At 44.3% G+C, this 23,444-nt stretch carries 20 protein-coding genes; 10 read left to right on the top strand and 10 right to left on the bottom strand.

What is annotated here, in order from left to right:
- Positions 1–134: 134 nt before the first annotated feature.
- The gene (gene pepT, locus HDC91_RS19345; RefSeq protein WP_183555013.1) at positions 135–1,388 is read right to left on the bottom strand and encodes a peptidase T; all 1,254 of its coding nucleotides are present in this window, start codon (positions 1,386–1,388) and stop codon (positions 135–137) included.
- Positions 1,389–1,470: 82 nt separating this feature from the next.
- On the opposite strand from pepT, the gene HDC91_RS19340 reads away from it, so the two are divergent.
- The 4 genes from HDC91_RS19340 to HDC91_RS19325 are packed head-to-tail and all read left to right on the top strand — an operon-like array spanning position 1,471 to position 4,909.
- Positions 1,471–2,193, top strand: a complete 723-nt coding sequence (locus HDC91_RS19340; protein WP_183555011.1) for a hypothetical protein — start codon at positions 1,471–1,473, stop codon at positions 2,191–2,193.
- 1 nt (position 2,194) lies between these two features.
- Positions 2,195–2,548, top strand: a complete 354-nt coding sequence (locus HDC91_RS19335) for an MmcQ/YjbR family DNA-binding protein (RefSeq protein WP_162430179.1) — start codon at positions 2,195–2,197, stop codon at positions 2,546–2,548.
- A 1-nt stretch (position 2,549) separates the two neighbouring features.
- Entirely contained in the window at positions 2,550–4,292 is a 1,743-nt protein-coding gene (locus HDC91_RS19330; protein ID WP_183555009.1) for a M14 family zinc carboxypeptidase, read from the top strand.
- The gene (locus HDC91_RS19325) at positions 4,289–4,909 is read left to right on the top strand and encodes a rhomboid family intramembrane serine protease (protein WP_370463813.1); all 621 of its coding nucleotides are present in this window, start codon (positions 4,289–4,291) and stop codon (positions 4,907–4,909) included. Before HDC91_RS19330 ends, HDC91_RS19325 begins: the two co-directional genes overlap by 4 nt.
- Here HDC91_RS19325 and HDC91_RS19320 read toward each other — a convergent pair.
- Positions 4,890–5,879: a hypothetical protein gene (locus tag HDC91_RS19320; RefSeq protein WP_183555007.1), complete on the bottom strand. Its 990-nt coding sequence runs from the start codon at positions 5,877–5,879 to the stop codon at positions 4,890–4,892. The two genes, HDC91_RS19325 and HDC91_RS19320, sit on opposite strands and share 20 nt — an antisense overlap.
- Before the next feature lie 55 nt (positions 5,880–5,934).
- Between HDC91_RS19320 and HDC91_RS19315 the strand changes: the two genes are divergently transcribed.
- The gene (locus HDC91_RS19315) at positions 5,935–6,948 is read left to right on the top strand and encodes a dipeptide epimerase (protein WP_183555006.1); all 1,014 of its coding nucleotides are present in this window, start codon (positions 5,935–5,937) and stop codon (positions 6,946–6,948) included.
- 4 nt (positions 6,949–6,952) lie between these two features.
- Entirely contained in the window at positions 6,953–7,483 is a 531-nt protein-coding gene (locus HDC91_RS19310) for a GIY-YIG nuclease family protein (RefSeq protein WP_255476798.1), read from the top strand.
- A gap of 149 nt (positions 7,484–7,632) precedes the next feature.
- On the opposite strand, the gene HDC91_RS19305 is transcribed toward HDC91_RS19310, so the two are convergent.
- The gene (locus HDC91_RS19305) at positions 7,633–8,931 is read right to left on the bottom strand and encodes an ammonium transporter (RefSeq protein WP_162430183.1); all 1,299 of its coding nucleotides are present in this window, start codon (positions 8,929–8,931) and stop codon (positions 7,633–7,635) included.
- A gap of 609 nt (positions 8,932–9,540) precedes the next feature.
- Complete coding sequence (gene dinB / locus HDC91_RS19300) at positions 9,541–10,599, bottom strand: DNA polymerase IV (RefSeq protein WP_221262287.1); 1,059 nt, start codon at positions 10,597–10,599, stop codon at positions 9,541–9,543.
- 121 nt (positions 10,600–10,720) lie between these two features.
- On the opposite strand from dinB, the gene HDC91_RS19295 reads away from it, so the two are divergent.
- The gene (locus HDC91_RS19295) at positions 10,721–11,290 is read left to right on the top strand and encodes a thiamine pyrophosphokinase (protein WP_183555001.1); all 570 of its coding nucleotides are present in this window, start codon (positions 10,721–10,723) and stop codon (positions 11,288–11,290) included.
- Positions 11,291–11,431: 141 nt separating this feature from the next.
- Positions 11,432–12,469, top strand: coding sequence for a DUF6515 family protein (locus tag HDC91_RS19290; RefSeq protein WP_183554999.1), 1,038 nt, complete (start codon positions 11,432–11,434; stop codon positions 12,467–12,469).
- A gap of 221 nt (positions 12,470–12,690) precedes the next feature.
- On the opposite strand, the gene HDC91_RS19285 is transcribed toward HDC91_RS19290, so the two are convergent.
- The 4 genes from HDC91_RS19285 to HDC91_RS19270 all read right to left on the bottom strand — a co-directional run bounded on the left by HDC91_RS19285 (position 12,691) and on the right by HDC91_RS19270 (position 18,528).
- Positions 12,691–16,434, bottom strand: a complete 3,744-nt coding sequence (locus HDC91_RS19285) for an ATP-binding protein (protein WP_183554998.1) — start codon at positions 16,432–16,434, stop codon at positions 12,691–12,693.
- 65 nt (positions 16,435–16,499) lie between these two features.
- A complete protein-coding gene (gene fabD / locus HDC91_RS19280; protein WP_183554997.1) occupies positions 16,500–17,381 on the bottom strand; it encodes an ACP S-malonyltransferase in 882 nt (293 codons plus the stop codon).
- 82 nt (positions 17,382–17,463) lie between these two features.
- Positions 17,464–18,102 carry a GTP cyclohydrolase I FolE gene (gene folE / locus HDC91_RS19275; RefSeq protein WP_162430189.1) on the bottom strand — a complete coding sequence of 213 codons (639 nt, stop codon included), beginning with the start codon at positions 18,100–18,102 and terminating at the stop codon, positions 17,464–17,466.
- Positions 18,103–18,111: 9 nt separating this feature from the next.
- Positions 18,112–18,528, bottom strand: coding sequence for a 6-carboxytetrahydropterin synthase (locus HDC91_RS19270; RefSeq protein ID WP_183555029.1), 417 nt, complete (start codon positions 18,526–18,528; stop codon positions 18,112–18,114).
- A 77-nt stretch (positions 18,529–18,605) separates the two neighbouring features.
- Here HDC91_RS19270 and mqnB point away from each other — a divergent pair, with 77 nt between their 5' ends.
- Together mqnB and HDC91_RS19260 are read left to right on the top strand one after the other, a co-directional pair.
- Positions 18,606–19,313 carry a futalosine hydrolase gene (gene mqnB / locus HDC91_RS19265; RefSeq protein ID WP_183554996.1) on the top strand — a complete coding sequence of 236 codons (708 nt, stop codon included), beginning with the start codon at positions 18,606–18,608 and terminating at the stop codon, positions 19,311–19,313.
- A 41-nt stretch (positions 19,314–19,354) separates the two neighbouring features.
- Positions 19,355–20,224 (top strand): menaquinone biosynthesis family protein, encoded by an 870-nt coding sequence (locus HDC91_RS19260; RefSeq protein WP_183554995.1) that lies wholly within the window; start codon positions 19,355–19,357, stop codon positions 20,222–20,224.
- 294 nt (positions 20,225–20,518) lie between these two features.
- Here HDC91_RS19260 and HDC91_RS19255 read toward each other — a convergent pair whose 3' ends face one another.
- Together HDC91_RS19255 and HDC91_RS19250 are read right to left on the bottom strand one after the other, a co-directional pair.
- Positions 20,519–21,751, bottom strand: coding sequence for a TlpA disulfide reductase family protein (locus tag HDC91_RS19255; protein ID WP_183554994.1), 1,233 nt, complete (start codon positions 21,749–21,751; stop codon positions 20,519–20,521).
- Between the two features lie 57 nt (positions 21,752–21,808).
- Entirely contained in the window at positions 21,809–22,948 is a 1,140-nt protein-coding gene (locus HDC91_RS19250) for an acyl-CoA dehydrogenase (RefSeq protein WP_183554993.1), read from the bottom strand.
- Between the last annotated feature and the right edge of the window lie 496 nt (positions 22,949–23,444).

Below are 23,444 nucleotides of genomic sequence, written 5' to 3'. Positions count from 1 at the left end.
AACTCTCCTTCTTAGAGGGACCCATATTTGTCATGCTGAACTTTAGTGAAGCATCTATTCGCCGCGATGCAGTAATCGATATGCATGGTTTGCGGATAGATCCTTCGCTATCGCTCAGGATGACAATTTTGTTTTTACGTTTTCTCTTCCCACACCATACACAGATGCAAAATGGTTTCAACGGCCTTTTGCATATCCTGCACCGATACCCACTCTTGCTTGCTGTGAAAAGCGTGCTCGCCGGCAAAAATATTTGGTGTTGGCAAACCCATGAACGATAAGCGCGAGCCGTCCGTTCCGCCGCGGATGCTGCAAAGTTTTGGCCGCAGCCCTGCGCGACGCATCGCTTCCATCCCGTAGTCGACAATTTGAGGATGCTGCGCCAACACGTTCTTCATATTGCGGTACTGCTCATGGGTTTCCAGGGTATAGGTAGAATTTGGGAAGCGGTTCAAAACCTCATCTGCTACCCGGCGGATAACATTGGCATGCTCCTTCAGCTTGTCCTCCTCAAAATCCCGTATAATGAATTCAACGATTGCCGTTTCAACATGCCCGCTAACCTCTACCGGGTGCACAAACCCCTGCATATCCGAAGTGTGCTCGGGCGCCAAACTATCAGGCAGCGCGGCAATAATTTGTCCGGCTATCTTTATAGCGCTTTCCATTTTACCTTTTGCAAAGCCCGGGTGCGTGCTTACACCCTGTATGGTTAGTTTTGCACCGTCGGCGCTAAAGGTTTCGTTCTCCATATTGCCTGCGCTTTCGCCATCCATGGTGTAGCAGGCAAAGGCGCCGATTTTTGCAATATCGGCTTTATCCACACCGCGGCCGATCTCTTCGTCGGGCGTAAATAATATTTTTATAGCGCCGTGCTTTATTTCCGGATGCTGCATCAACTGATAGCAGGCATCCATAATTTCGGCTACGCCCGCTTTGTTATCGGCCCCCAGTACCGTATTGCCAGATGCTGTTATAATATCGTTCCCTACCTGGTTCCTCAGGTCGGGGTGGTTGGTCAGTTTCAAAACCTGCGTGTTATCATCAGGCAATACAATATCAGCGCCGGTATAGTTTTTATGAATGATTGGCTTTACATCTTTACCGCTGCAATCGGGTGCCGTATCCATGTGCGAACAAAAACAGATCACCGGCACGCCTACCTTATCGGTGTTTGCCGGGATGGTTGCATACACGTAGCCATACTCATCTAAGTGGGCATCGGCAATCCCTATTTCTAAGAGTTCATTCACCAGTAAACGGCCCAGGTCTTTTTGCTTTTCGGTAGAGGGAGTGGTTGACGATGCAGGGTCTGATTGTGTATCAATAACCACATATCGTAAAAATCTATCGGTAACTGTAAAACTTAGCGATGCATTAAAATCCATATAAAACCTATATTAGTAGAAATTTTTTGCCACAGGCCATTGCTCCCTGCGGCTAAATTGTAAATATCAAATATTAAATTCATTGAAAAAGTATCTTTTATTAATTGTATTGGCATTTGCTTTTTATAAGGGTAAAGCGCAGGGCAGTTTAAACTATGCATCGTACGGTATTGGTTTAAGTGTAAGCCGTAATAAACCGTACGCTGATCTAAAAAAAGAATTTAATAATCAATCATACGCGGTAACGTTTAATTACTATTACACCCCGTATGTGCCCATAGGATTGGAGTTTCAGTTTGGAAAGCTATCGGGTGGCAGCAATACCGACTTTAAGATCGATGCCTCCGGGCGCATGTATGAGAATAATTATAAAGCCTTGCTTTTGCATATGGATGTGCAGGCAGGCGAAATAATGGATTACCAGGGCAATGCTGCCTTAAATGTATTAAAGAACCTATATTTTGGTATAGGGGTAGGTGGGATATATAATGATGTTAAGGCACAACGTACAGATCCGATAAACCCGGGATACATTTTCCCGGGCAAGGATAAAGGTGTTAACCTGATAGTGCCTTTACGATTTGGTTATGAATTTAAATTTTATAACGCATACGACGAACCAAACATACGCCTGGATATTGGCTATCAGCATAACATTACTTTTGGCGAGGGCCTGGATGGTTATGCCGATGCATCTACCAAATTTAAAAATAACGCGCTTGATCAGTATACGCAGCTAACCATTGGCATAAAAGTTAATTTTGGGGGCGAAACCTCTTACGATAAAGAAATTAGGGGTTACTAATATGAATATAGAAGAACTGCGCGACTATTGCCTGGCAAAACCGGGTGTCACGGAAAGTTTTCCGTTTGGCGAAGATACGCTGGTGTTTAAGGTTGGCGATAAGATTTTTCTACTTACCGGTTTAGATAGCCCCAGCTTTAACGCGAAATGCGACCCCGAAAAAGCGGTAGAGCTACGCGAGCAGTTCAGCGAAGTGGTGCCCGGCTACCACATGAATAAAAAGCACTGGAACACCGTACACACCGATGGTTCGCTAACAAATAAGCAGTTGCGCGAAATGGTTGACCATTCATACGACCTGGTGTTTGCGAGTTTGCCAAAGAAAGTACAAGCCGATATCAACAGTGATTTATAAAATGAAAAAAAAACTTTTGCTGCTGCTTTGCCTTATATGCTGCATGCAGGCGTATGCCCAGCTTACCCCTTTTGAGCAAAGCAGGGATAAAAACTATACCGCCACTTATGCCGAAGTAGTGGCCTACTACAAAGCCCTCAGCAAAACTGAGCCGCAAATGCGCCTGTTCAATTACGGTTCGACAGATATTGGCAAGCCGCTAACTTTAGTGGTGCTATCTAAAGATAAGGTGTTTGATCCCGCGCTTATCAAAAAGCAAAACAAACGCATATTACTTATAAACAATGGCATACACCCCGGCGAGCCCGAAGGCATTGATGCCAGCATGATGCTGGTGCGCGATCTGCTTAAGAAACGGGAATTGCCTAAAGATGTGGTGCTGTGCTTTATCGCCTTGTATAATATCGATGGCAGTTTAAACCGCGGCGTATCGCGCCCTAATCAAAACGGCCCCCGGGCTTATGGCTTTAGGGGCAATTACCGTAACCTTGACCTAAACCGCGATTTTATAAAGGCCGACAGTAAAAACGCGCGGGCCTTTGCGCAGATATTAAACACCTGGCAGCCCGAAGTTTTGCTGGATAACCATACCAGCGATGGCGCGGATTACCAGTACATCATGACGCTGATAGAAACGCAAAAGGATAAGCAGAACCCCAGGTTAGCGGCTTACACAGATAACACCCTAACGCCTGATCTTTATAAAGGGATGAAAAAAAGCGGTTACGAAATGATCCCTTATGGGGCGGGCGAACAAGGGCTGCCGGATAGCGGCATTGTCAGTTTTATGGAAACACCCCGTTTTTCAACAGGCTTCGCGGCGCAGCATAACATTATCAGCTATATGACAGAAACGCATATGCTGAAGCCCTTTGATAAAAGGGTTTGGGCTACTTATGCCTTTATGCAAAACCTTATCGGTATTTGCCAGCGCGATGCAAAACTGTTAGGCAACATGAAAAAACAGGTGGATGCCGAGGTAAGCCGACAAAAAACTTTTGGGTTAAAGTGGGACCTTGACGAAAGCAAAGTTGATACCATAACCTTTAAAGGTTACGCCGCCGAATACAAAACAAGCGATGTAAGTGGCCTTAAACGGCTTTATTACGACCGCAGTAAGCCCTATACTAAAACTGTAAAATTTTATAACACCTACAAAGCAACCGCTAGCGCCGATAAGCCGGTAGCTTATATTATTCCGCAGGCATGGGGAAAAGTGATTGACCTGTTTAAGCTGAACAAAGTTGCCATGAGCCGCCTGGCACACGATACGATGCTAAGTTTGCAGATGTACTATATAGGCGATTATAAAACGGGTACCCGCCCATACGAAGGACATTATGTGCATACGGATGTAAAGCTTAATGCAGTTGATACAAAAGTGCGGTTTTATGAGGGCGATTATATAGTGTATGTAAACCAGCCAATTAACCGCTATATTGTTGAAACGCTTGAACCGCAGGGCGTCGACTCCTTTTTTGCGTGGAACTTTTTTGACAGCATACTGGGTCAAAAAGAATACTTTTCTGACTATGTTTTTGAAGATGTGGCCGCAGCCATGCTTAAAAACAACCCTGCGCTTCAAAAGCAACTGGATGATGCGAAGGCCGCAGACCCAAAACTGGCGGGTAATGGCAGGGCTCAACTGAACTGGGTGTACCGCAACTCGCCCTATTTCGAAAAAACTTACCTGCGCTACCCGGTGGGCAGGCTGCTAACCAATACTAAACTCGATCTGCAATGATGGAAATCTTCCTGGCGACACCAGTGGCGTCGATCATATTTGTAATTACCCTGGCTACATCGTTGTGGGCTTTCTCTAATGAGAATATTTATGGCGAGCTCATCCTAAATCCGTACAATGTATCGCGTGGCTACAAGGTATATACCATTATTACCAGCGGCCTTATACACAAAGACTGGAACCACCTGTTTTTCAATATGCTGTCGTACTATTTCTTTGCTTTTCAGTTAGAGGCATTACTGGGGCACTGGCAGTTTGGGGTGCTATATTTTCTCAGCCTGATATTGAGCGATCTGCCCTCTATTCAAAAGCATAAAGAGGATATCTGGTACAACAGCCTTGGAGCATCTGGCGCTATAAGCGCGGTTGTTTTTAGCTTTATTATGTTTGCGCCCCGGGCTCAAATGAGCCTCATATTTTTACCAATACCTATGCCGGCATGGGTATTTGGGGGCTTGTACCTTATTTATTGCCATTTTGCTTCAAAACACGCCCGCGACAATATTAACCACGATGCCCACTTTTATGGTGCGGTAAGCGGTATAGTAATAACCTTTGCCTTGCACCATAATATTTTTAACGAGTTTGTACGGCAGTTTAACGGGGCAGCGCAATAGTAGCCGCATCTATTTTTTTGCCATCGGCATCAAATAAAAAGCTCATTGGCTTTTCAGGGTCCTTAATGATCTCTAACAACAGGAAGCCCCAGTTTTTCCAGAAATTCTCCAGTACCTGTCCGTAGGTTTTATTGGTCCACTCATCAAACAATGGCTTGCTGCTCATGCCCCGCAAGGGCATATCTTCAATAAAAACATCTTCGCCAACGGGTAAAATATTGTACTCGGGCAGGCGGTTAAACAAGTAATTGCTATAAAATACGCGGCCGCTAAACTCTTCGAATTGAATAGGGTGCAGCACATCATCTTTTATCTGCTCGTAAATTTTACGGTGATACCCAAAGTTGGCATTGTTATCCTGCAGGCAAATTACCAGGCCAAAGTCTTTCATGCGCAGCGCAAAGGTCTGCGTGTTTATTTCATCGCGATAGCCAAACTCATCGGGCTTGTTATCCACCTTAAATAAAAAAAGGCTAAAGGGCTTAAATTCCTCGAAATGTATCGGCAGGTTAATGCTCTGCAGCATCAAATGCATATAGCTGAACTTATGTATAATAGCCTGCGACATGTTAAATGCTTCGCCTTGCGCGTGCATCATTTTTATACCGGATTGCACCTCATTAAAAATAATACCGTATAACAGTTTGCCTGCCCATTGAAAAAGCTTCAGTTCGTCCAGCGCTTTGATGCCTTCGTAGCCCCGGTTAAATGCCCCGGCAATTTCAATTTCAAGCGGTTCTAAATATTCATCATTGATATACGCCGAGCAGGGCATCTTCAGGTCTTTATAAGTAGCGATGCTTTCGTCGAGCAGTTTAAAAGGCTGGTCCTGCAGGTTGTAAAGGCTCATCAACCACTGCGGAAAAACCTGGATCTTCTCCTCCTCGCTTTGTAAAACGTCTCCTGTTAAAAAACAGTTACGGTTGCTAAAGTTAAATTTTTCGAACGGGGCGTAAATTTGTGCCGGCATGGGTGCAAAGATAAGCAGGATTTTAACAGTAAAATTTTAGCTTTGATATATTGACATGCGGCTTACTTATCAACCCTTTGAATTACTGCTTAAGCATACGTTTACCATTGCTAAGTTTTCGCGCACCAGCACGCCTTTGACGCTGGTGCAGATAGAGCATGAGGGCCACACCGGCTACGGCGAGGCATCGATGGTACCTTACATGGGCGAAAGCCACCAAAGCGCGGCAGCGTTTTTAAGTAAGATTGATGTAAGCCGGTTTAGCTATCCTTTTGATTTCGCGGCTATTATAAATTATCTGGATGGCATAGCGCTGGGCCAGCCTGCCGTAAAAGCTGCCATTGATATTGCCCTGCATGATCTGGAAGGTAAACTAAAAGGAAAGCCTTGCTGGCAGCTGTGCGGCACCGATCCTGCAAAAATGCCGGCTACCAGCTTTACCATAGGGATAGATACCAAAGATGTTATTATCCAAAAGGTAAAAGAGGCTGAAGGGCTTAAAGTGATCAAGGTAAAACTTGGGCGCGATAGCGATAAAGAGCTGATCCAAACTATCCGTTCAGCTACCAATGTGCCCCTTTACGTAGATGCCAACCAGGGGTGGACAGACCGCAGACGAAGCATCGATATGATTTACTGGCTTAAAGAGCAGGGCGTACAGCTGATAGAGCAGCCCATGCTAAAAACCGATATTGACGGCAACGCATGGCTGACCGAACATAGCCCTATTCCTATCATAGGCGACGAGGCCGTACAGCGTTTAGCTGATGTTGAGGCAGCTAGAGGTGTTTACCACGGCATCAATATCAAACTCATGAAATCGGCCGGGATGTACGAGGCACAGCAAATGATAAATAAAGCCCGTGAGCTTGGGCTGAAAATACTGATCGGCTGCATGAGCGAAACCAGCTGCGCCACCCTTGCCGCCGCCGCCCTGGCGCCCCAATGCGATTGGGCCGACCTTGATGGCCCATTGTTAACCACCAACAACCCCTATAAAATGCCGGCATTTAAGGATGGTAAATGGGTGTTGAGTAACGAGGCGGGGTTGGGGTTAACCCTTCTCTAACAAAATGTCATTTCGAACGAGCGGGAGCGAGGAGAAATCTTGTACGCTTGCTTGCGTTGTTAGTGATACCGACAAAATCCACCATGTCATTCCGAACGAGCGGGAGCGAGGAGAAATCTTTTGCACTTGCTTGCCGTTGTTAGTGATACCGACAAAATCCACCATGTCATTTCGAACGAGCAATAGCGAGGAGAAATCTTTTGAAGATGCATCTAAAGAATTTATAATTTTAGGCATTTGGAATCACAATTATTATGTATACATGACTACCAATTACGATAAATCAATATTATACATTGGTGTAACTAATGATTTGAGCAGGCGGTTGTACGAACACAAAGAAAATAAAGGCACAGCAAAGTCCTTTACAGGAAGATATTACTGTTACTATCTGGTTTACTACGAGCATTTCACAAATATTGAACATGCTATTGAACGAGAAAAGGAGATCAAGAAATGGCGCAGAGAAAAAAAAGATGCACTAATTAATGCGACAAATTCTGACTGGCGATTTTTAAATGATGAAATTGACTAACTCCGAACAGTTCGGATGCGTGTGTAAAAGATTTCTCCTCGTACCTCGTTCGAAATGACATGATTTAAAAAGCCTTTTAATCAAAAAAGGGATGCTTTCGCACCCCCTTTTCTTCTTAGTTAGTCAGTCAGTCAGTTATAGTTCAGTTATTATAGTTCTTCGTCGTGTTGGGTTACATCCAGGCCGGCAATTTCTTCTTCGGGTGTAACACGCAGCGGGCTTATCAGGTCGGTTATTTTAAGCAAAATAAAAGCGCCGATAAAGGCGAATGCCGATACGGCAACCAATGCCACCACATGTTTAATAAATAACCCGGTTTCGCCATAAGCCAAACCTTCGGCGCCTGCGCTGTTAACCGCTTTGGTAGCAAAAATACCGGTCATTAGCATACCTACCATACCACCTACACCGTGGCAAGGGAATACATCTAAGGTATCGTCGATGTTGGTTTTGCTTCTCCAGATAACAACCAGGTTGCTAACAACCGCGGCAACTATGCCGACTATCAGCGAGCTTGACACGGTAATGAAGCCTGCAGCCGGGGTTACCGCAACCAAACCCACAACCGCACCTATACAAGCGCCCATTGCTGATGGTTTTTTACCGCGCAGGATATCAAAGAAGATCCATGACATAGCAGCGGCGGCAGATGCGGTGGTGGTAGTGGCCAACGCGGTGGCGGCCAGCTCGCCCGAGCCCAAAGCAGAGCCCGCGTTAAAGCCAAACCAGCCAAACCATAGCAGGCCGGTACCTAATATTACGTAGCTGATGCGGGCCGGGGTGTGTGCTTCTTCGGCGCCGGTACGCTTTTTAAGATATAATGCAGATGCAAGCGCCGCCCACCCTGCGGACATGTGTACCACGGTACCGCCGGCAAAGTCTAACACGCCGTATTTAAAGAAAATGCCCTCCGGGTGCCATGTGGCATGGGCAAGCGGAATATAAATTACAATGATGAATAAGGTGATGAAAATAAGGTAGGAGTTAAAGCGGATACGCTCTGCAAATGCCCCGGTAATAAGCGCAGGTGTAATAACCGCGAATTTTAGCTGGAACATAGCAAATAATATAACCGGAATGGTTCCCCATGCAACACCAAGGGTGTTTTGCATCATAAAAAACGACTTAGGGTTACCAATTAAGCCCATGCCGCCAACATCCTCGCCAAACGCCATGCTGAACCCAAACACCACCCATATAATGGTAATAAGGCCCATACAAACAAAGCTTTGCAGCATGGTTGATATCACGTTCTTCTTGCGCACCATACCGCCGTAAAAGAAAGCGAGGCCCGGTGTCATTAATAATACAAGCGCGGTCGAAATAAGCAGCCAGGCAACATCGGCCTTGTCAAATTCGGCCGGTTTGGCCGCCCCTACGTTACCCGGGTACACCAGTGCCAGGATAACTACGATAACGAGGATTCCAAAGGGTACAATTTTTTTCATTGTTTTAGTTTAAGTGAATGAGTTTAGTTAGTTAATTATTTAATCAGGGTCAGTATCTAAAGGCAATTAAAAAAGCATCAGCCCGGTGTGCCAGGCTGATGCACCCGGGTCATTTTGATGGCCGGAACCGTATATGAATTGTCGCGGTATTCATGGTTAATGAAGAAAAAAACCCCGAAAAAACTTTAATTTTTTCAGTTTTTTTCAGAAAAACTTCAGGGTTTAATCGGTAAACATCAGTAGTGTGGCTGCTTGCAATAACTTTTGATCGCCTTTTGGAACTCAATTTTCCAAATAAACGCACTAATAAGCCAGATTTGTAACTAAATACTTCCATAACTACGTTAATTTAATAATTAAACAAGGTTTAAATCGAATAATTAAAATTATTAATGCTAAAATAGAAATATTTAAATCAAATTGTCAATAAAAATTGAAAATATTTATGATGTTTATTACAAAAACTATAAGCTTCATTTAAAATAAGGCAAATTAGTGCGGTTTATATCGCCTTAATTAGGGTTTATTTCCTTAAATCTCGATATTATTCGGCAATGAAGTCAGATTTTATTGAATATGTCTTGGTTTTGCAAGAAATTATGAGAAGGTTTAATAACCGAACAGTGAAAGTTGATCATTTTTAGGCTTTTTCCTGTTTTCAGCCGGGGAAAAGTTAGAAACAGTGATCCCTAACAATCGAATTTTGCTATTTTCAATATCAGTTGCAGCCAAAAGGTTTTTTGACGTAATTAATATTATATCCAGGTCGTCAATACACGATGGAAGCGACTGGCTACGGGTTATCTGCCTGAAATCGCTGTATTTTATCTTCAGCGTAATAGTACGACCTTTCAATTGGTACCTAAGCAGACGATCATGTACCGTTTTGGCAATTTTATCTAATTCGGCGTTCATTTCTTCCAGGCTGGTCAGATCATACGCAAAGGTATCTTCGGCGCCAATCGACTTTGTTTCGCGGTGTGGCTGAACTTGCCGGTCGTCTATGCCGCGCACAATGCGGTAATAAAAAGCGCCGGCCTTGCCAAACTGCGCTATCATGGCATCTTCGGATAGTTTTTTAAGATCGGCACCCGTAAACAAACCCTGCTTCCTCATTTTCTCGGCGGTAACCCTACCTACGCCGTAAAATTTTTCAACTGGCAGGTTCTCCATAAAAGCTTCAATAGATGACGGGCCGATAAATGTTAAACCATCAGGTTTTTTTATATCTGATGCAATTTTTGCTACGAATTTATTGACTGATACCCCTGCCGATGCGGTAAGGTTAAGTTCATCTTTTATAGCCTGTTTTATTTGCTGTGCAATGTCTATGGCAGATCCTATATTCAATTTATCGTTGGTAACATCAAGATAAGCTTCATCTAATGAAAGCGGCTCTATCAGGTCGGTATAGCGGCTGAATATCTCGCGGATCTTTTGCGACACCTCTTTATAGGCCGCAAAGCGCGGTCTTACAAATATAGCATGCGGACAAAGCTTCAAAGCCTGCCTGGATGGCATGGCCGAGCGGATGCCAAATTTGCGCGCTTCGTAACTGGCCGTCGCAACTACGCCGCCCCGCCCTTCGGGCAGGCCGCCTACTACCAGTGGTTTACCGCGGTATTCGGGGAAGTCGCGCTGCTCAACAGATGCGTAAAACGCGTCCATATCAATATGGATTATTTTGCGTTTTATCTGTATCTCCTTTTGCGCCACCGTGTGTTAACAAATATCAAACCTGTTTATTTAAATTACCTTTGGTAAAAATACTTATCTGCATATAAAAATAATGTCATCTCACCACATTGTACGCGAAAAGCAGGAACCCGCCCTGCTGCTGCTTGGGTTAAGCAATTTTTCGGCCGAGTTGCTGGGCCAATTGCTTGAATGGAGCCCGACCGTTATTACCATACCATTTGTTGCTGAACAATTAAATGCTCATGAAATAAAGATAGACTTTATCGTTAGCGATGAACTGAACGAAGACCTGCAATCGGATATTAAACTGGTACACCCGCAGGGTGCATCAATGATTGAGGCGGCTATGAAATACCTGATTAAGCACGATTACCAGGCCGTAAACGTGGTTGCAGATGATATTGACCTGCAAGCGCTCGCGATGTTCGCAGATAAAATTAATGTGGTGATTTATACCGGCAATAAAAAAATATATGCGGTTAGCCCCGGATTCAGCAAGTGGAAGCCTGCCGGTGAAATAATTCGTATTTTATCGGTATATTTAAACCTGCAATTCAGCGGGTTAAGGCAGTTAGATGAAAAAACATTTATTACCACAAATGATGGCTTTATCCGCCTGAATTTCGACGGCGATCTTATTTTTATAGCTGAAGACATTTAACCCGGATAAAAACTTCAAACCGGTAAAAATTGCTGCCGACTTTCAGTAAAAAATAATTAAATAGTAATTAAACCGTTCACATATTTCATAGTCTTATAAGTACTTCAGCGTTAAACTGCTGATCAATTATAAATTTTCAAGATGAAAACAGGATATAAAAAATTATTAAGTATTGCCTTAAGCGGGATGATGATCCTCGGTTTAGGGTTTTCTGCAAGCGCGCAGCACAGGGGTAGCAGTGGCGGTGGCGGCGGCGGTAGGTCGTCAGGTGGTGGCGGTGGCTTCAGTCGCCCATCAAGTGGTGGCGGTAGCTTTAGCAGGCCTTCGGGTAGTTTTAGCCGTCCATCAAGCGGTAACGTTGGTATCAGCAGGCCATCGGGCAGTTTTAGCCGCCCCTTGGGTGGTAATGTTGGCGCAACCCGGCCATCGGGCAGCTTCACCCGTCCGCAAGGTGTAAGGGGCAGCTACCAGGGTCGTACCAATGCCTACAGCAACTCCTATTCGCACAGGCCAAGCGTAGGCCGCCCGTATACAGGCAACTATGGCCGTGGCGTTTATCGTGGTAATTATGGCCGTTATGGTTATGGATACAGAAACGGTTACTATCGGCCGCGCTATTTTAATCGCGGGTTTTATAATTATCGCGGATATTACAGCTCGTATTATTTACCACGCATTGGCTTCAGCATAGGCGTATTGCCTTACGGATACTACCCATTTTACTGGGGCGATTATCAATACTATTATTCAGATGGTTTATATTACCAGTATAATGATAACCAGTACACCGTAGTTGAGCCGCCGATTGGCGCGCAGGTAAACGCGTTGCCTTCAAAAGCGGAACCTATTACAATAAACGGCGAGCAATTTTACGAATCGAACGGTGTTTATTACCGCGCGGTTACTAAAGATGATGGTAGTGTTGTTTACGAAGTAGTCGGCAAAGACGGTGAACTGAACACAGGAGATGATGGCGCAGGCGCCGAATACGACCAGCCATACCAGGTGGGTGATATTTTAACCACCCTACCACAGGATAGCCGTAAAATAAAAGTGAATGGTGAAAAATTGTTTGTTGCGCCGGATGGAACGTACTTCCAGGAAACCCGCGATGAAAACAACAACAAAGTTTATAAAGTGGTAGGCCTTTCAACAGATGAGCCTGCTGACGAGAACTAATATTTTAAAAGGTTAATAAATTAAAGGGTGGATGCAGAAATGCATCCACCCTTTTTGTTGGTTAGCTCATTTATCAAGTGTCGAAAACAATTTAATAAGGAGTAAGTAATTCTCCTGACAGGACAGTGCACGGCTTAATTAGGGATAGGGGAATTGTACCCGATGACGTAAAAATACATCTAACGTTTTGAGCCGCAAGCCCGCGCCACACACGGAATGTTTTAAACATCTGCACTGTCAGCCGGGAAACTCAGATAAAAAGTGGTGCCAATTTCCATAGCGGTTTCAAACCATACCTTGCCATTGGCATTTTCAATTGAGTTTTTAACAAAGGCAAGCCCCAGGCCGGTGCCCGAACTTTTTGTGGTAAAATTGGGTTCAAATATCTTTTCGCGCATGCCCTCGGGGATGCCATTACCATTATCTTTAATGGTAAGTAAAATATTTTTATTAGTTATCAGGTAATCGATATTAATTACGCAGTCTTTATCCTGTGGGGTTGCTTCTATGGCATTTTTGAGCAGGTTATTAAAGCATCGTAATAGCTGGTCGCGGTCGGCGCTGATAAAAAACGGCGCGCCGGCAGATCGAAACACTATTTTCACATTATCCATTTGTTTAAAAATGGTAACGGCCTGGCCAAGCACCTCAAAAATATCCATCCGCTCTATACGGGTATCGGGCATTTTGGCAAATGCTGAAAATTCAGACGCGATGGACGACAGGCTCTCTATCTGCTCAACAAACGATTTGCTGAAGCGCTCGAATTTCTGATCAAACTTCGGATCCTTATCCTTCCATGATTTATCAAGCAATTGTAAGCCCAATTTTAAAGGTGTAAGCGGGTTTTTAATTTCGTGGGCTACCTGTTTGGCCATCTCGCGCCATGCCGTCTCCCGCTCAGATTGCGCAAGCTTGTTGGCGCTGTTCTCCAGCGCGGCTATCATATTATTATATTCTTTTACAAGCGCCCCAATTTCATCATTACGTTCCCACTTAATAGGCTCGTTCTTTTTACCATAAATGGTTTTGCTTAGGTTGTACTGAATAAAGTTTAGCGGCGCGGTTATTTGCCGCGCTATGATCACCGCAAATAAGCCAATAGCGATAAACACCAGCGCATAAACATTTATCATGATGTTCAATAACGACCCTATACGTTCGGTGTAGTCGGCAGCATTGGCAAAGTACGGCAGTTGCAGGTAAGCAACGGTTTCGTGCTTTATATTGCGGATGGGAGTGTATGCGGCTTTGTAGGTCAGCAACCCGATTTTTTCCTCGTTCAGCACTTCAGATTGTTGCAGGCCGTTTAACGACGCGAATGCCCGGCTGTTCATTTGCGGGCAAAGCAAGCCGTAATCATAAATTTTTGGCTGCGTGGTAATAAGCACTTTCCCATTCAGATCATAGAGCGTAAGATCGGCCGAATAAGTGTTGGCCAGGTCATCAAACTGAACCTTGCTGTCTTCGGTTATGCCATTTATATAATTGTTGATAGGTCCGGTCTCAAACGCCGCCGCTATCTGCATTATCTTCGATCGGATGATCTTATCCTGTTGGGCCTGGTATTGCGCGCTTATAGATACGAACGTAATTATACCAACCAGTATCAGGGTTATAACAACCGCAAATATCATAGAAAACTGGATGCGTGTTTTATATAGTATCCTGTCGAAAGTAAACTTAAAGCTCCATTTAATGCGATCATTGCTTACGTTAAAAATCTTTACGCGTATCCATATCGTTCTTATCAGCAGCACAAAGGCGTTAAATGCCAGAAAGATCACAAAAAAGAAGGTCAGCGCCGTGATATTGGATAGCAGCGCGTTATTTTCCTGGCTTACAACTATAAGGTTACGCTCACTTGGTTTATACAATAAATGGCTATAAGTGGTAAACTTCTCGGCAAAAGCAGGTTTAGTACTTTTGGTGGTTTGAACGGTGTATTTTTTTAACTCGCCTTTAAATTCCTTATTTTTTATCCTGTAAACGTAGGTGCCGCTTTGCCCTATTAGCGTGTTATCTGTATAAAAAGCGAAGGAATAGTTTTTAAATTCGTCATTGGTGCCTTTTACTTCTTTATCTATCAGCAGATCGGGGAAGGTGCCAGCAGTTAGCAATGGTTTTGACTTAAGTTCGATAACTATGGTACCTAATTTCTTGGTGCCATCTAATACCGGGAGTATAGCAAAGTAGTTTTGAAGACCAAAAGACTCGTTGGGGCGGTAAAAATAATCTGAAACCTTGAAGGAGCTGTATACCACCATGTCTTTAAATACCTCAAGCGAGTATTTCTTATCAACAGAGATGGGCTGATCGGCGTTATCGTATTCGTGTACCTCAAAATCGTATTTGGATAAATAGCGGTCAAAATAAAGTTTTTGCAAACGCGTTTCCAGGTAATCGGCTGTATGGTCGGCGCTTTTATAGTAAGAAATAAGTAACGGGTCGACAATTATTTGTTTCTCGATCTTCTTAAAAAGCAAATCAGCGGTAGCATCATCAGGCACCTCCAATTTTTGTATCAGAACCTTTCGCAGCTCCTGTTCCTTAATAGTCTCGAAGTGGTTAAGTTTTATAGAAGCTATAACGGCGCATATAAACACAAGGCTTACAAACGCGGAAGCGGTGAGCTTTCGGTCGTTATATAAAAATGAATAGCCTCGTATAATGACAAGTGCCATCCACAGCAGGTAAAAGAAGCTAAATTCCCAGTAATAAGTTACAATGCCCGTAGTAATTATAATAGCTGCAACCAGGAGCAGCGCTTGCTGCGTTATAGGAATTGCAAGTTTAAAGCATATGGTAAGGGTTACCTCGGTTATTAAAAAGAACATTAAAAAGCTAAAGCAAAGCATTAACACCCCCACAAGGCTAAAGCCCGAAAGGTTAAGCACGTTGTTTACATCAAAACTGATCTTTGAATTAATAACCAGGCCGTAAAAAACCTGTAACAGGTTGGTCGAGGTAATTATGAGCGATAGCACACAAGCAGCAAATACCAGGTAGCTTACTATTTTGCCGGGCGATTTTACAATAAGCTTATTACGGTAAGTGTAAACAAAGGCCACAAACCAACACATAACCAGTATGTTGGCGCAAAAATCGCCTAATGAACGGTATATGGGCGACGAAGCATATAATTGCGGACTGAATAATGATAGTTGCTGCGTAAAATACGGCCAGCCATAATGCAGGTTCACAAACCTGAACAGTACAATAAAACCGCCCAGCAGTAACAATGCCCAGTATATATGATCTTTATAGATAAGATAACGGGCAATGCTGTTTACCAACACAAATAGTGTTAATATGGCCAGCATCCAAAACCCTATTACCAAATTAAAAAAACGATGGTTAACACCTTTAACCAGCTTTAGCGAGAACAAGTAAACGTTGTTGACATCGTGCACAGCGTAAACGGGTTTATCCGTAAAATCGGCTATGGCTATATTGTCATCAACAGTAAGGTCTTTATGGAACGTATTTTTCAGGTACTCGTTTACAAAAGGATAATTGTTTTTTACGGGTATAAAAAACACTACCGAAACATCTCCCTCGGTTTTCTTTATGGTTTCATAATAGCCGTTGGATTGTTTTATAAACGAGCATCCTTCCTTTATTTTGGCTACGTTTTTTGGGATCACCTTTGCCCCACTCCAAAAGTCGAGCGCGGCGTTTTTATAAACCACTATCCATATGGCTTTTTTAACAGTAAACTCATCAATGTACGACAGCGCTTTGGAAGGGGTGTTACGAAGGTTTTTTATTTCGTTAAAAACCTTTTTGTTGCGGATGGCCGCATACACGACATTTTCTTTGCCGTGTAAATTTGTTTCTAACAGCTTTGATGTTTGGATAAGATTATTTGCAGGCGTGTAGGTACGTTCAACTACAATTGCTGTAAATGCCAAACTGGCAAATAATAATACCAGTAATACCCGTATTTTTCCCGCTGTGCTCAATCTGTTAGATATGTCTGATAGGTAAAAATTGAGCCACCCGGATACCCCGGATGGCTCTGTAATTATTAAATAACTGCGCTGGCTGTGGCTGCTTCCCGGTCAACCTTCTTAACCAGCCCTTGAAGGACTTTGCCCGGGCCTACTTCGGTAAATAATGTGGCGCCATCCCTAAGCATTTGTTCAATGGTTTGTGTCCAGCGCACTGGTCCGGTTAACTGCGCTATCAGGTTATGCTTTATTTGTTCGATATCGGTATGCGGTTTGGCGTCAATGTTTTGATACACGGGGCAAACCGGTACTGTAAAATTGGTATTAATAATTGCCGCTTCAAGCTCAACGCGGGCGGCCTCCATCAATGGTGAGTGAAAAGCGCCGCCTACATTTAGCTTTAAAGCACGCTTAGCGCCGGCTTCGGTTGCCTTAATACAGGCCGCGTCAATACCCGCAACAGAGCCGGATATCACCAGCTGCCCCGGGCAGTTGTAGTTTGCAGGCACAACCACATCGGTTAAGCGCTCGCAAATATCTTCAACGGTAAAATCGTCCAAACCTAAGATAGCGGCCATGGTGCCGGGTTGTATATCGCAGGCTTTTTGCATGGCATTGGCACGGGCGGCAACCAGGCGTAATCCATCTTCAAAAGAAAAAGCGCCGCTTGCTACCAGGGCCGAAAACTCGCCTAATGAGTGGCCGGCCACCATTTCGGGCGCAAAGTCGTCGCCCAAAACCCTGGCCAGAATTACCGAGTGTAAAAATATAGCGGGCTGGGTTACATTGGTTTGTTTCAGGTCGTCTTCGGTACCGTTAAACATTATATCGGTAATACTAAAGCCCAATATATTGTTAGCCTGTTCAAATAACGCGCGTGCCTGTTCGCTTTGTTCGTAGAGGTCTTTACCCATCCCCGGGAATTGGGCACCCTGCCCTGGAAAAATGTATGCTTTCATTGTTAGTGATTTGAAGTTAGTTTTAGCGATCAGTTAAAGCCGCAATCAGATTAACTGCTCTTTAACATTAATCCCTTAAAACTCAACTAAGCTTAGATGAAATTAAGTTCAAAAACTCTGTTCTGGTTTTTTCTTTTAAAAACTCGCCCGTAAACGCCGATGTGGTAGTTGCCGAGTTTTGTTTTTGCACACCGCGCATGCTCATGCACAAGTGCCTGCACTCAATTACCACGCCAACGCCCAATGGGTTAAGTGTTTCTTGTATGCAATCGCGTATCTCGTTGGTTAAACGCTCCTGAACCTGCAGCCTTCGGGCAAAAACGTCAACTATCCGTGGTATTTTACTTAAGCCTACTACGTAGCCGTTTGGGATATAGGCGATATGCGCCTTACCAAAGAATGGCAGCATGTGGTGCTCGCACATAGAGTACACCTCAATATCCTTTACGATCACCATTTGGCTGTACTCTTCCTTAAACATCGCCGAGTTCAGGATCTCTTTTGCATCCAGGTCGTACCCGTGGGTAAGGTAAAGCATGGCTTTCGCAATACGCTCGGGTGTTTTAAGTAATCCTTCCCGATCGGGGTTTTCACCAATCTGTTTTAATACATCAAGATAACTGGCAGACAGGTTTTGAATAAGCTCGGGGTTGTACCGGTCAATTTTTTGGTACCCGTTTATACCTTCGTCCCGGTCAGGAATATTTTGGTCGTCAATCATAGTGTAGGGTTATCCGCCAAAATATTCGGCCGAGTTATTTTCTGTTTCGTACAATCGTACCGAGTGTAAAAATACACCGGGATAGGCTTCGATTGGACCTTTCAGCTGGTTAAATATGCCAATGCACAGCAACTCCGTAGATGCCATTATACCTTCCATAAACTCTACATCCAGGTTGATGTTTTTGTGATCGAGTTTTTCTATGACGTATTCGTGTATAATGGCCTTAAGTTCTTTCAGGTCTATCAAATAGCCGGTAGCATGGGTAACCTCGCCCTTTACGGTTACAAACAAATTGTAGTTGTGCCCATGCCAGTTGGGATTGGCGCATTTGCCAAAAACTTCCTGGTTTTTCTCTGCGCTCCATTCCTCGCGGTACATGCGGTGTGCTGCGTTAAAATGTTCTTTGCGCGTAATATGTATCATCATAACATTTAATGGTGCAAATATACAAAACAAAAACAGGCGAGTTGTTTTATCTTAGCTGTCAAAAAACACAAAGAATGAAAGTTTTATTTGTTGCAGCCACCGGCATGGAGGTGGGGCGGTTTGTTTTGGATTTTGGGTTTCGTGTTATGGACGCAGAAAAGAAAAACGTATATACTATCCCCGATGAAAAAAACTCGACCGGCAATACATTGCTTATAACAGGTGTGGGCATGGTAGCAACTGCGTATTCACTGGGAAAGGAACTTGCTGCAAACCAGTACGACCTGGCCATTAATTTTGGTATAGCGGGTAGTTTTGACCGCAGCATTGAACTGGGCGACGTGGTAGAGGTTGTTCACGATAACCTGTCGGAGCTTGGTGCAGAAGACAATGATTCCTTTTTACCCGTAAGTGTATTGGGCCTTGGCGAAAGCGAATTTAGGGCTACCCAAACAATAGCTAATATCTTTAAGGGCTCAAAAACATCTTCGTTGTTAAAGAACCTGAAGCAGGTAAGTTCCATCACCGTAAACACCGTGCACGGCGAACCCGATTCTATCGCAAAAGTTCAAAAAAGATTAAACCCCCAGTTGGAAAGCATGGAAGGGGCAGCTTTTTTTTACGTGTGCCAGCATGCGGGTATCCCGTGTGTGCAGATCAGGGCCGTGTCAAATTATGTTGAGAAGCGGGATAAAGACAATTGGAAGATAGGCCTTGCCGTTAAAAACCTGAACGCTTTTATGGTAGAACTGCTTAACGGTTTGCAAGTGTTACAACCGTAAACCGTCCGTAATCATTGTAAGCATTACACTATTTACAACAAATGAAATTAACTATTGGCTTTTCGCCCTGCCCCAACGATACATTTATATTCGACGCGCTGATACACCACAAGATAGATACCGAAGGGCTTGACTTTGAGGTGTTTTATGACGATGTGGAAACCCTTAACCAGAAAGCGTTTCGCGGCCAGCTGGATATCACCAAGCTAAGCTATCATGCTTTTGCCTACGCGGCAGATAAATATGTTTTGCTGGACGCGGGCAGCGCGCTGGGTTTTGGCGTTGGCCCCCTGTTGATTTCGGATCTGGAAATCTCGGTTTCGGATTTAGAAAAGGGACAGATCATAAATCGTAAATCCGAAATCGTAGATCCTTTGATTGCTATACCCGGCAAATACACCACGGCAAATTTCTTGTTAAGCCTGGCATTTCCTGATGCAACAAATAAGCAGGAACTTGTTTTCTCGGATATTGAGAATGCCGTTTTAGAGGGCAGGGCTGATATAGGCCTTATCATCCACGAAAACCGCTTTACCTACCAGGATAAAGGCCTGAAAAAGATCATCGATCTGGGCGACTACTGGGAAAAACGTACCGGTTGCGCCATTCCGCTTGGTGGTATTGTAGCCAACCGCAGTTTACCTTTAGATATTCAGCATAAAATAAACCGTGTTATTAAACGCTCCGTAGAATTTGCTTTTGCCAACCCAAAATCGGGCCTGGAGTACATCCGCTCGCATGCGCAGGAGATGAGCGAGGAAGTAATGTATAAGCATATCCACCTGTATGTAAATAAGTTTTCGATCGATCTGGGTGCGGAAGGCAAAAAGGCGGTAAAGCTGCTGTTTGATACCGCATTGGAAAAAGGCATTATCCCAAATGTAAGCGAAAGTTTGTTTTTGAACCCCTAACCGAAACAGCAGGAGGGGTAAATTTTAAGGGAAGTGTTCACGTTCGGCGCACGTGAACACCGTGAACATTCATGAACGACTGATAATCAGCATTTTAATAATTCAGGTACTGACAAAACACTGCCACCATTTACTTAACCACCTGATGTTGATTTTATAACGCGTCAAAGCAAAGGGCTCGTGCGATTCCTTCCCTTGGGAAGGTGCACGAAGGGGTTATTGAGGCGTATAAACCCCTCCCTTCCACTACGTAGACCACTGCACCCCTCCCAAGGGAAGGAATTAAATTATTTATTACCTTTCCGCCAGCAGGTCATCCGTCAGCTTTTCAAACTCGCTGATGAACGCGGTATAATGTTCGCCTGTGCCCGGGCCGCTAAATCCGGTGTGTATTTTTCGTACATCGCCCTTTTTATCGATAATAATGGTGGTGGGGAAGCCTACTACTTTGGTTAGTGCCGGCAGGCTTTTGGCAGTTTCTTCCTTGTTGCTGGTGTAGCCCGTTATCAACAGGGGGTAGGTTATATCAAAACGGTTTTTTAACTGCGCCAGCGTACGCTGTGATCTGGCGAAATCATTGGTGCGCTCATAGGCCAGGCCAATAACCTCTACGCCCTTAGGCCGGTACTTTTTGTAATAATTAACCATATAGGCGGTTTCGTCCATACAATTTGGGCACCACGATCCCATGATCTGAACAATCACCACTTTATTTTTAAAACGGGCGTCGCCTAACGAAACCTGCTTGCCGTTAATATCTTTAAAGCTGAAAGCCAATTTTTTATAACCAGGTTTTAATGCGGATAGCGAATAGGCATCCGGCAGCTTAGCGTTCTCGTCCCGTACGGCGGCCCAAACATCTGTACCGGTGAGGCCCGAAAAAAACTTACCATCGGTTAAGGTATTGTTATCGCTGATCTTAGCAGTAAAAAGGAAGGCGTGCCCGCCATCAAAGCACGACAGGTACAGGCTGTCGCCGGATACCGTGCCATCTAAAAAACGGTAATCGCCGGTGGTGGTCAGGAACGTACCGGTAACCCTTTGCCCAGCCTGTTTAAATTCGCCCACGGTTGTGTCGCGCCCGGTGGAATCACCAATAATTGCCGACCAGCGCCCGCTAACGTTGTAATTTGTTTTGGCCGGCGCTTCAAAAAAGCGCCATGGCGTACCCGCGGTCGCGCTAAAGTTCATGAGTGCGTCACGGTCGCCCAAATGCTTTATATAGTGCCCCGTCAGTCTATCGCCATCTTGTTTCAATCTGAATTCGGAATCGAACAATGGCATTTTAATAAATACCGAATCCCCTTTGGCGGTTAAGTCGGTTACCTTTAAGTGCTCCGTATTATTGATGATGGCCAGTTCTTGTTTGCCGGCTGTGTTGCTTACCTCAAAATTAAAAGGTATCTGGTGCGCACTTGCAGTTATTAATGCACCCCGCCAAATACCAGGTTTAAGTTTAGTTTGGGCTGCTGTTATATGCGTAAGCGCGGCAACCAGTACCGCGCTGAAGAATATCCTTTTTATCATAGCAAAAATAGTCTACTAACTTTATATACTTTTTCAAAAGTAGTAAAAGCCGCACAACTATTTTAAAACTTCACGCGATATGACAATGCGCTGAATTTCAGATGTACCCTCGTATATCTGGGTGATTTTAGCGTCACGCATCAGGCGTTCTACGTGGTATTCTTTCACAAAACCATAGCCCCCGTGTATTTGCACCGCTTCCACTGTAGTGCGCATAGCGGTTTCCGAAGCGAAAAGCTTAGCCATTGATGCTGCCTGCGCATAAGGCAGGCCGTTATCTTTAAGCCATGCCGCCCGGTAGCAAAGCAGGCGCGCAGCTTCTATCTCGGTAGCCATGTCGGCCAGCTTAAACTGGATGGCCTGCAGGTCGGCCAGGGTTTTACCAAAGGCTTTACGTTCTTTAGCATATTGCACAGATAGTTCGTAAGCGCCCGAGGCTATGCCCAGGGCCTGTGAGGCTATGCCGATACGCCCGCCTTCAAGCGTAGCCATCGCGAACTTGAAGCCGAAGCCGTCTTCACCAATGCGGTTTTCTTTAGGGACCTTAACATCGGTAAACATAAGAGAATGCGTATCTGACCCGCGGATGCCCAGCTTGTTTTCTTTTGGGCCCACTGTAAAACCTTCCATTCCTTTTTCAACTATAAGCGCGTTTATGCCGCGGTGTTTTTTACTGGCATCGGTTTGCGCCATTACAATATAGGTAGATGCGGTACTGCCGTTGGTGATCCAGTTTTTAGTGCCGTTTAAAAGGTAATGGTCGCCCATATCAATTGCGGTGGTGTGCTGTGATGTGGCGTCCGAACCGGCCTCCGGTTCGCTCAGGCAAAATGCGCCTATTTTTTCGCCCTGGGCAAGGGGTACCAAAAATTTCTGCTTCTGTGCTTCGGTACCATATTTTTCTAAACCGTAGCAAACCAGCGAATTATTAACCGATACCACTACCGAGGTTGAAGCGTCAACCTTTGATAGTTCTTCCATAACGATAGAATAGGATATGGCGTCCATGCCGCTGCCGCCATACTGCGGCGATACCATCATACCTAAAAAACCCAGCTCCCCCAGTTTTTTTACCTGTTCTGCCGGAAATTTTTGGTGCTCGTCGCGTTCAATAACGCCGGGCTTAAGTTCGGTTTGTGCAAAATCACGCGCCGCCTGGCGTATCAGTAAGTGTTCTTCGGTAAGTTCAAATTGCATAACGGTAAATAAAAATTAAAGGTATAATTATTATGCATGCATAGCAAAAATATCGGCACAAAAAAAGAGAGCCTTTTTGAAGCTCCCTTTTCCCCTAATTAATTTAAACTATTGATTAAACCCAAAATAAAAGAACATGTTCATCTCAACTTGGGCAACTGAGAATTCGTTTTAGCCTGATCAATTTTGAAAGTTTTTCACAGGTAGATGATATATTTTCAAAGATGTATGCAGGGCCGCTTAACTTTGAACAAAACATAAGCCACAAATCCGTATCCGCGAAAATAAATTACGGCAAGTTTATTTGCAGCCGCACCCGAAAACGACGGTTGCGAGAAAGTTTTTAATCTGAAAGAAAAATTATATTTAGTAATATCGTGATTAACAGTGTTTTGTAAATCATGCCCGACAGCGCATTTTCATTTACCCGGTTATAAAGCACGTAGAACTACGTAACTTTCTTGTTGCACAAATAATTTGATATTTTTTTGTTTTA

Origin of the sequence: Mucilaginibacter sp. AK015, from assembly GCF_014200785.1 — a bacterium.
Lineage (GTDB): Bacteria > Bacteroidota > Bacteroidia > Sphingobacteriales > Sphingobacteriaceae > Mucilaginibacter.
This window is presented reverse-complemented; position numbering and strand designations above follow the sequence as displayed.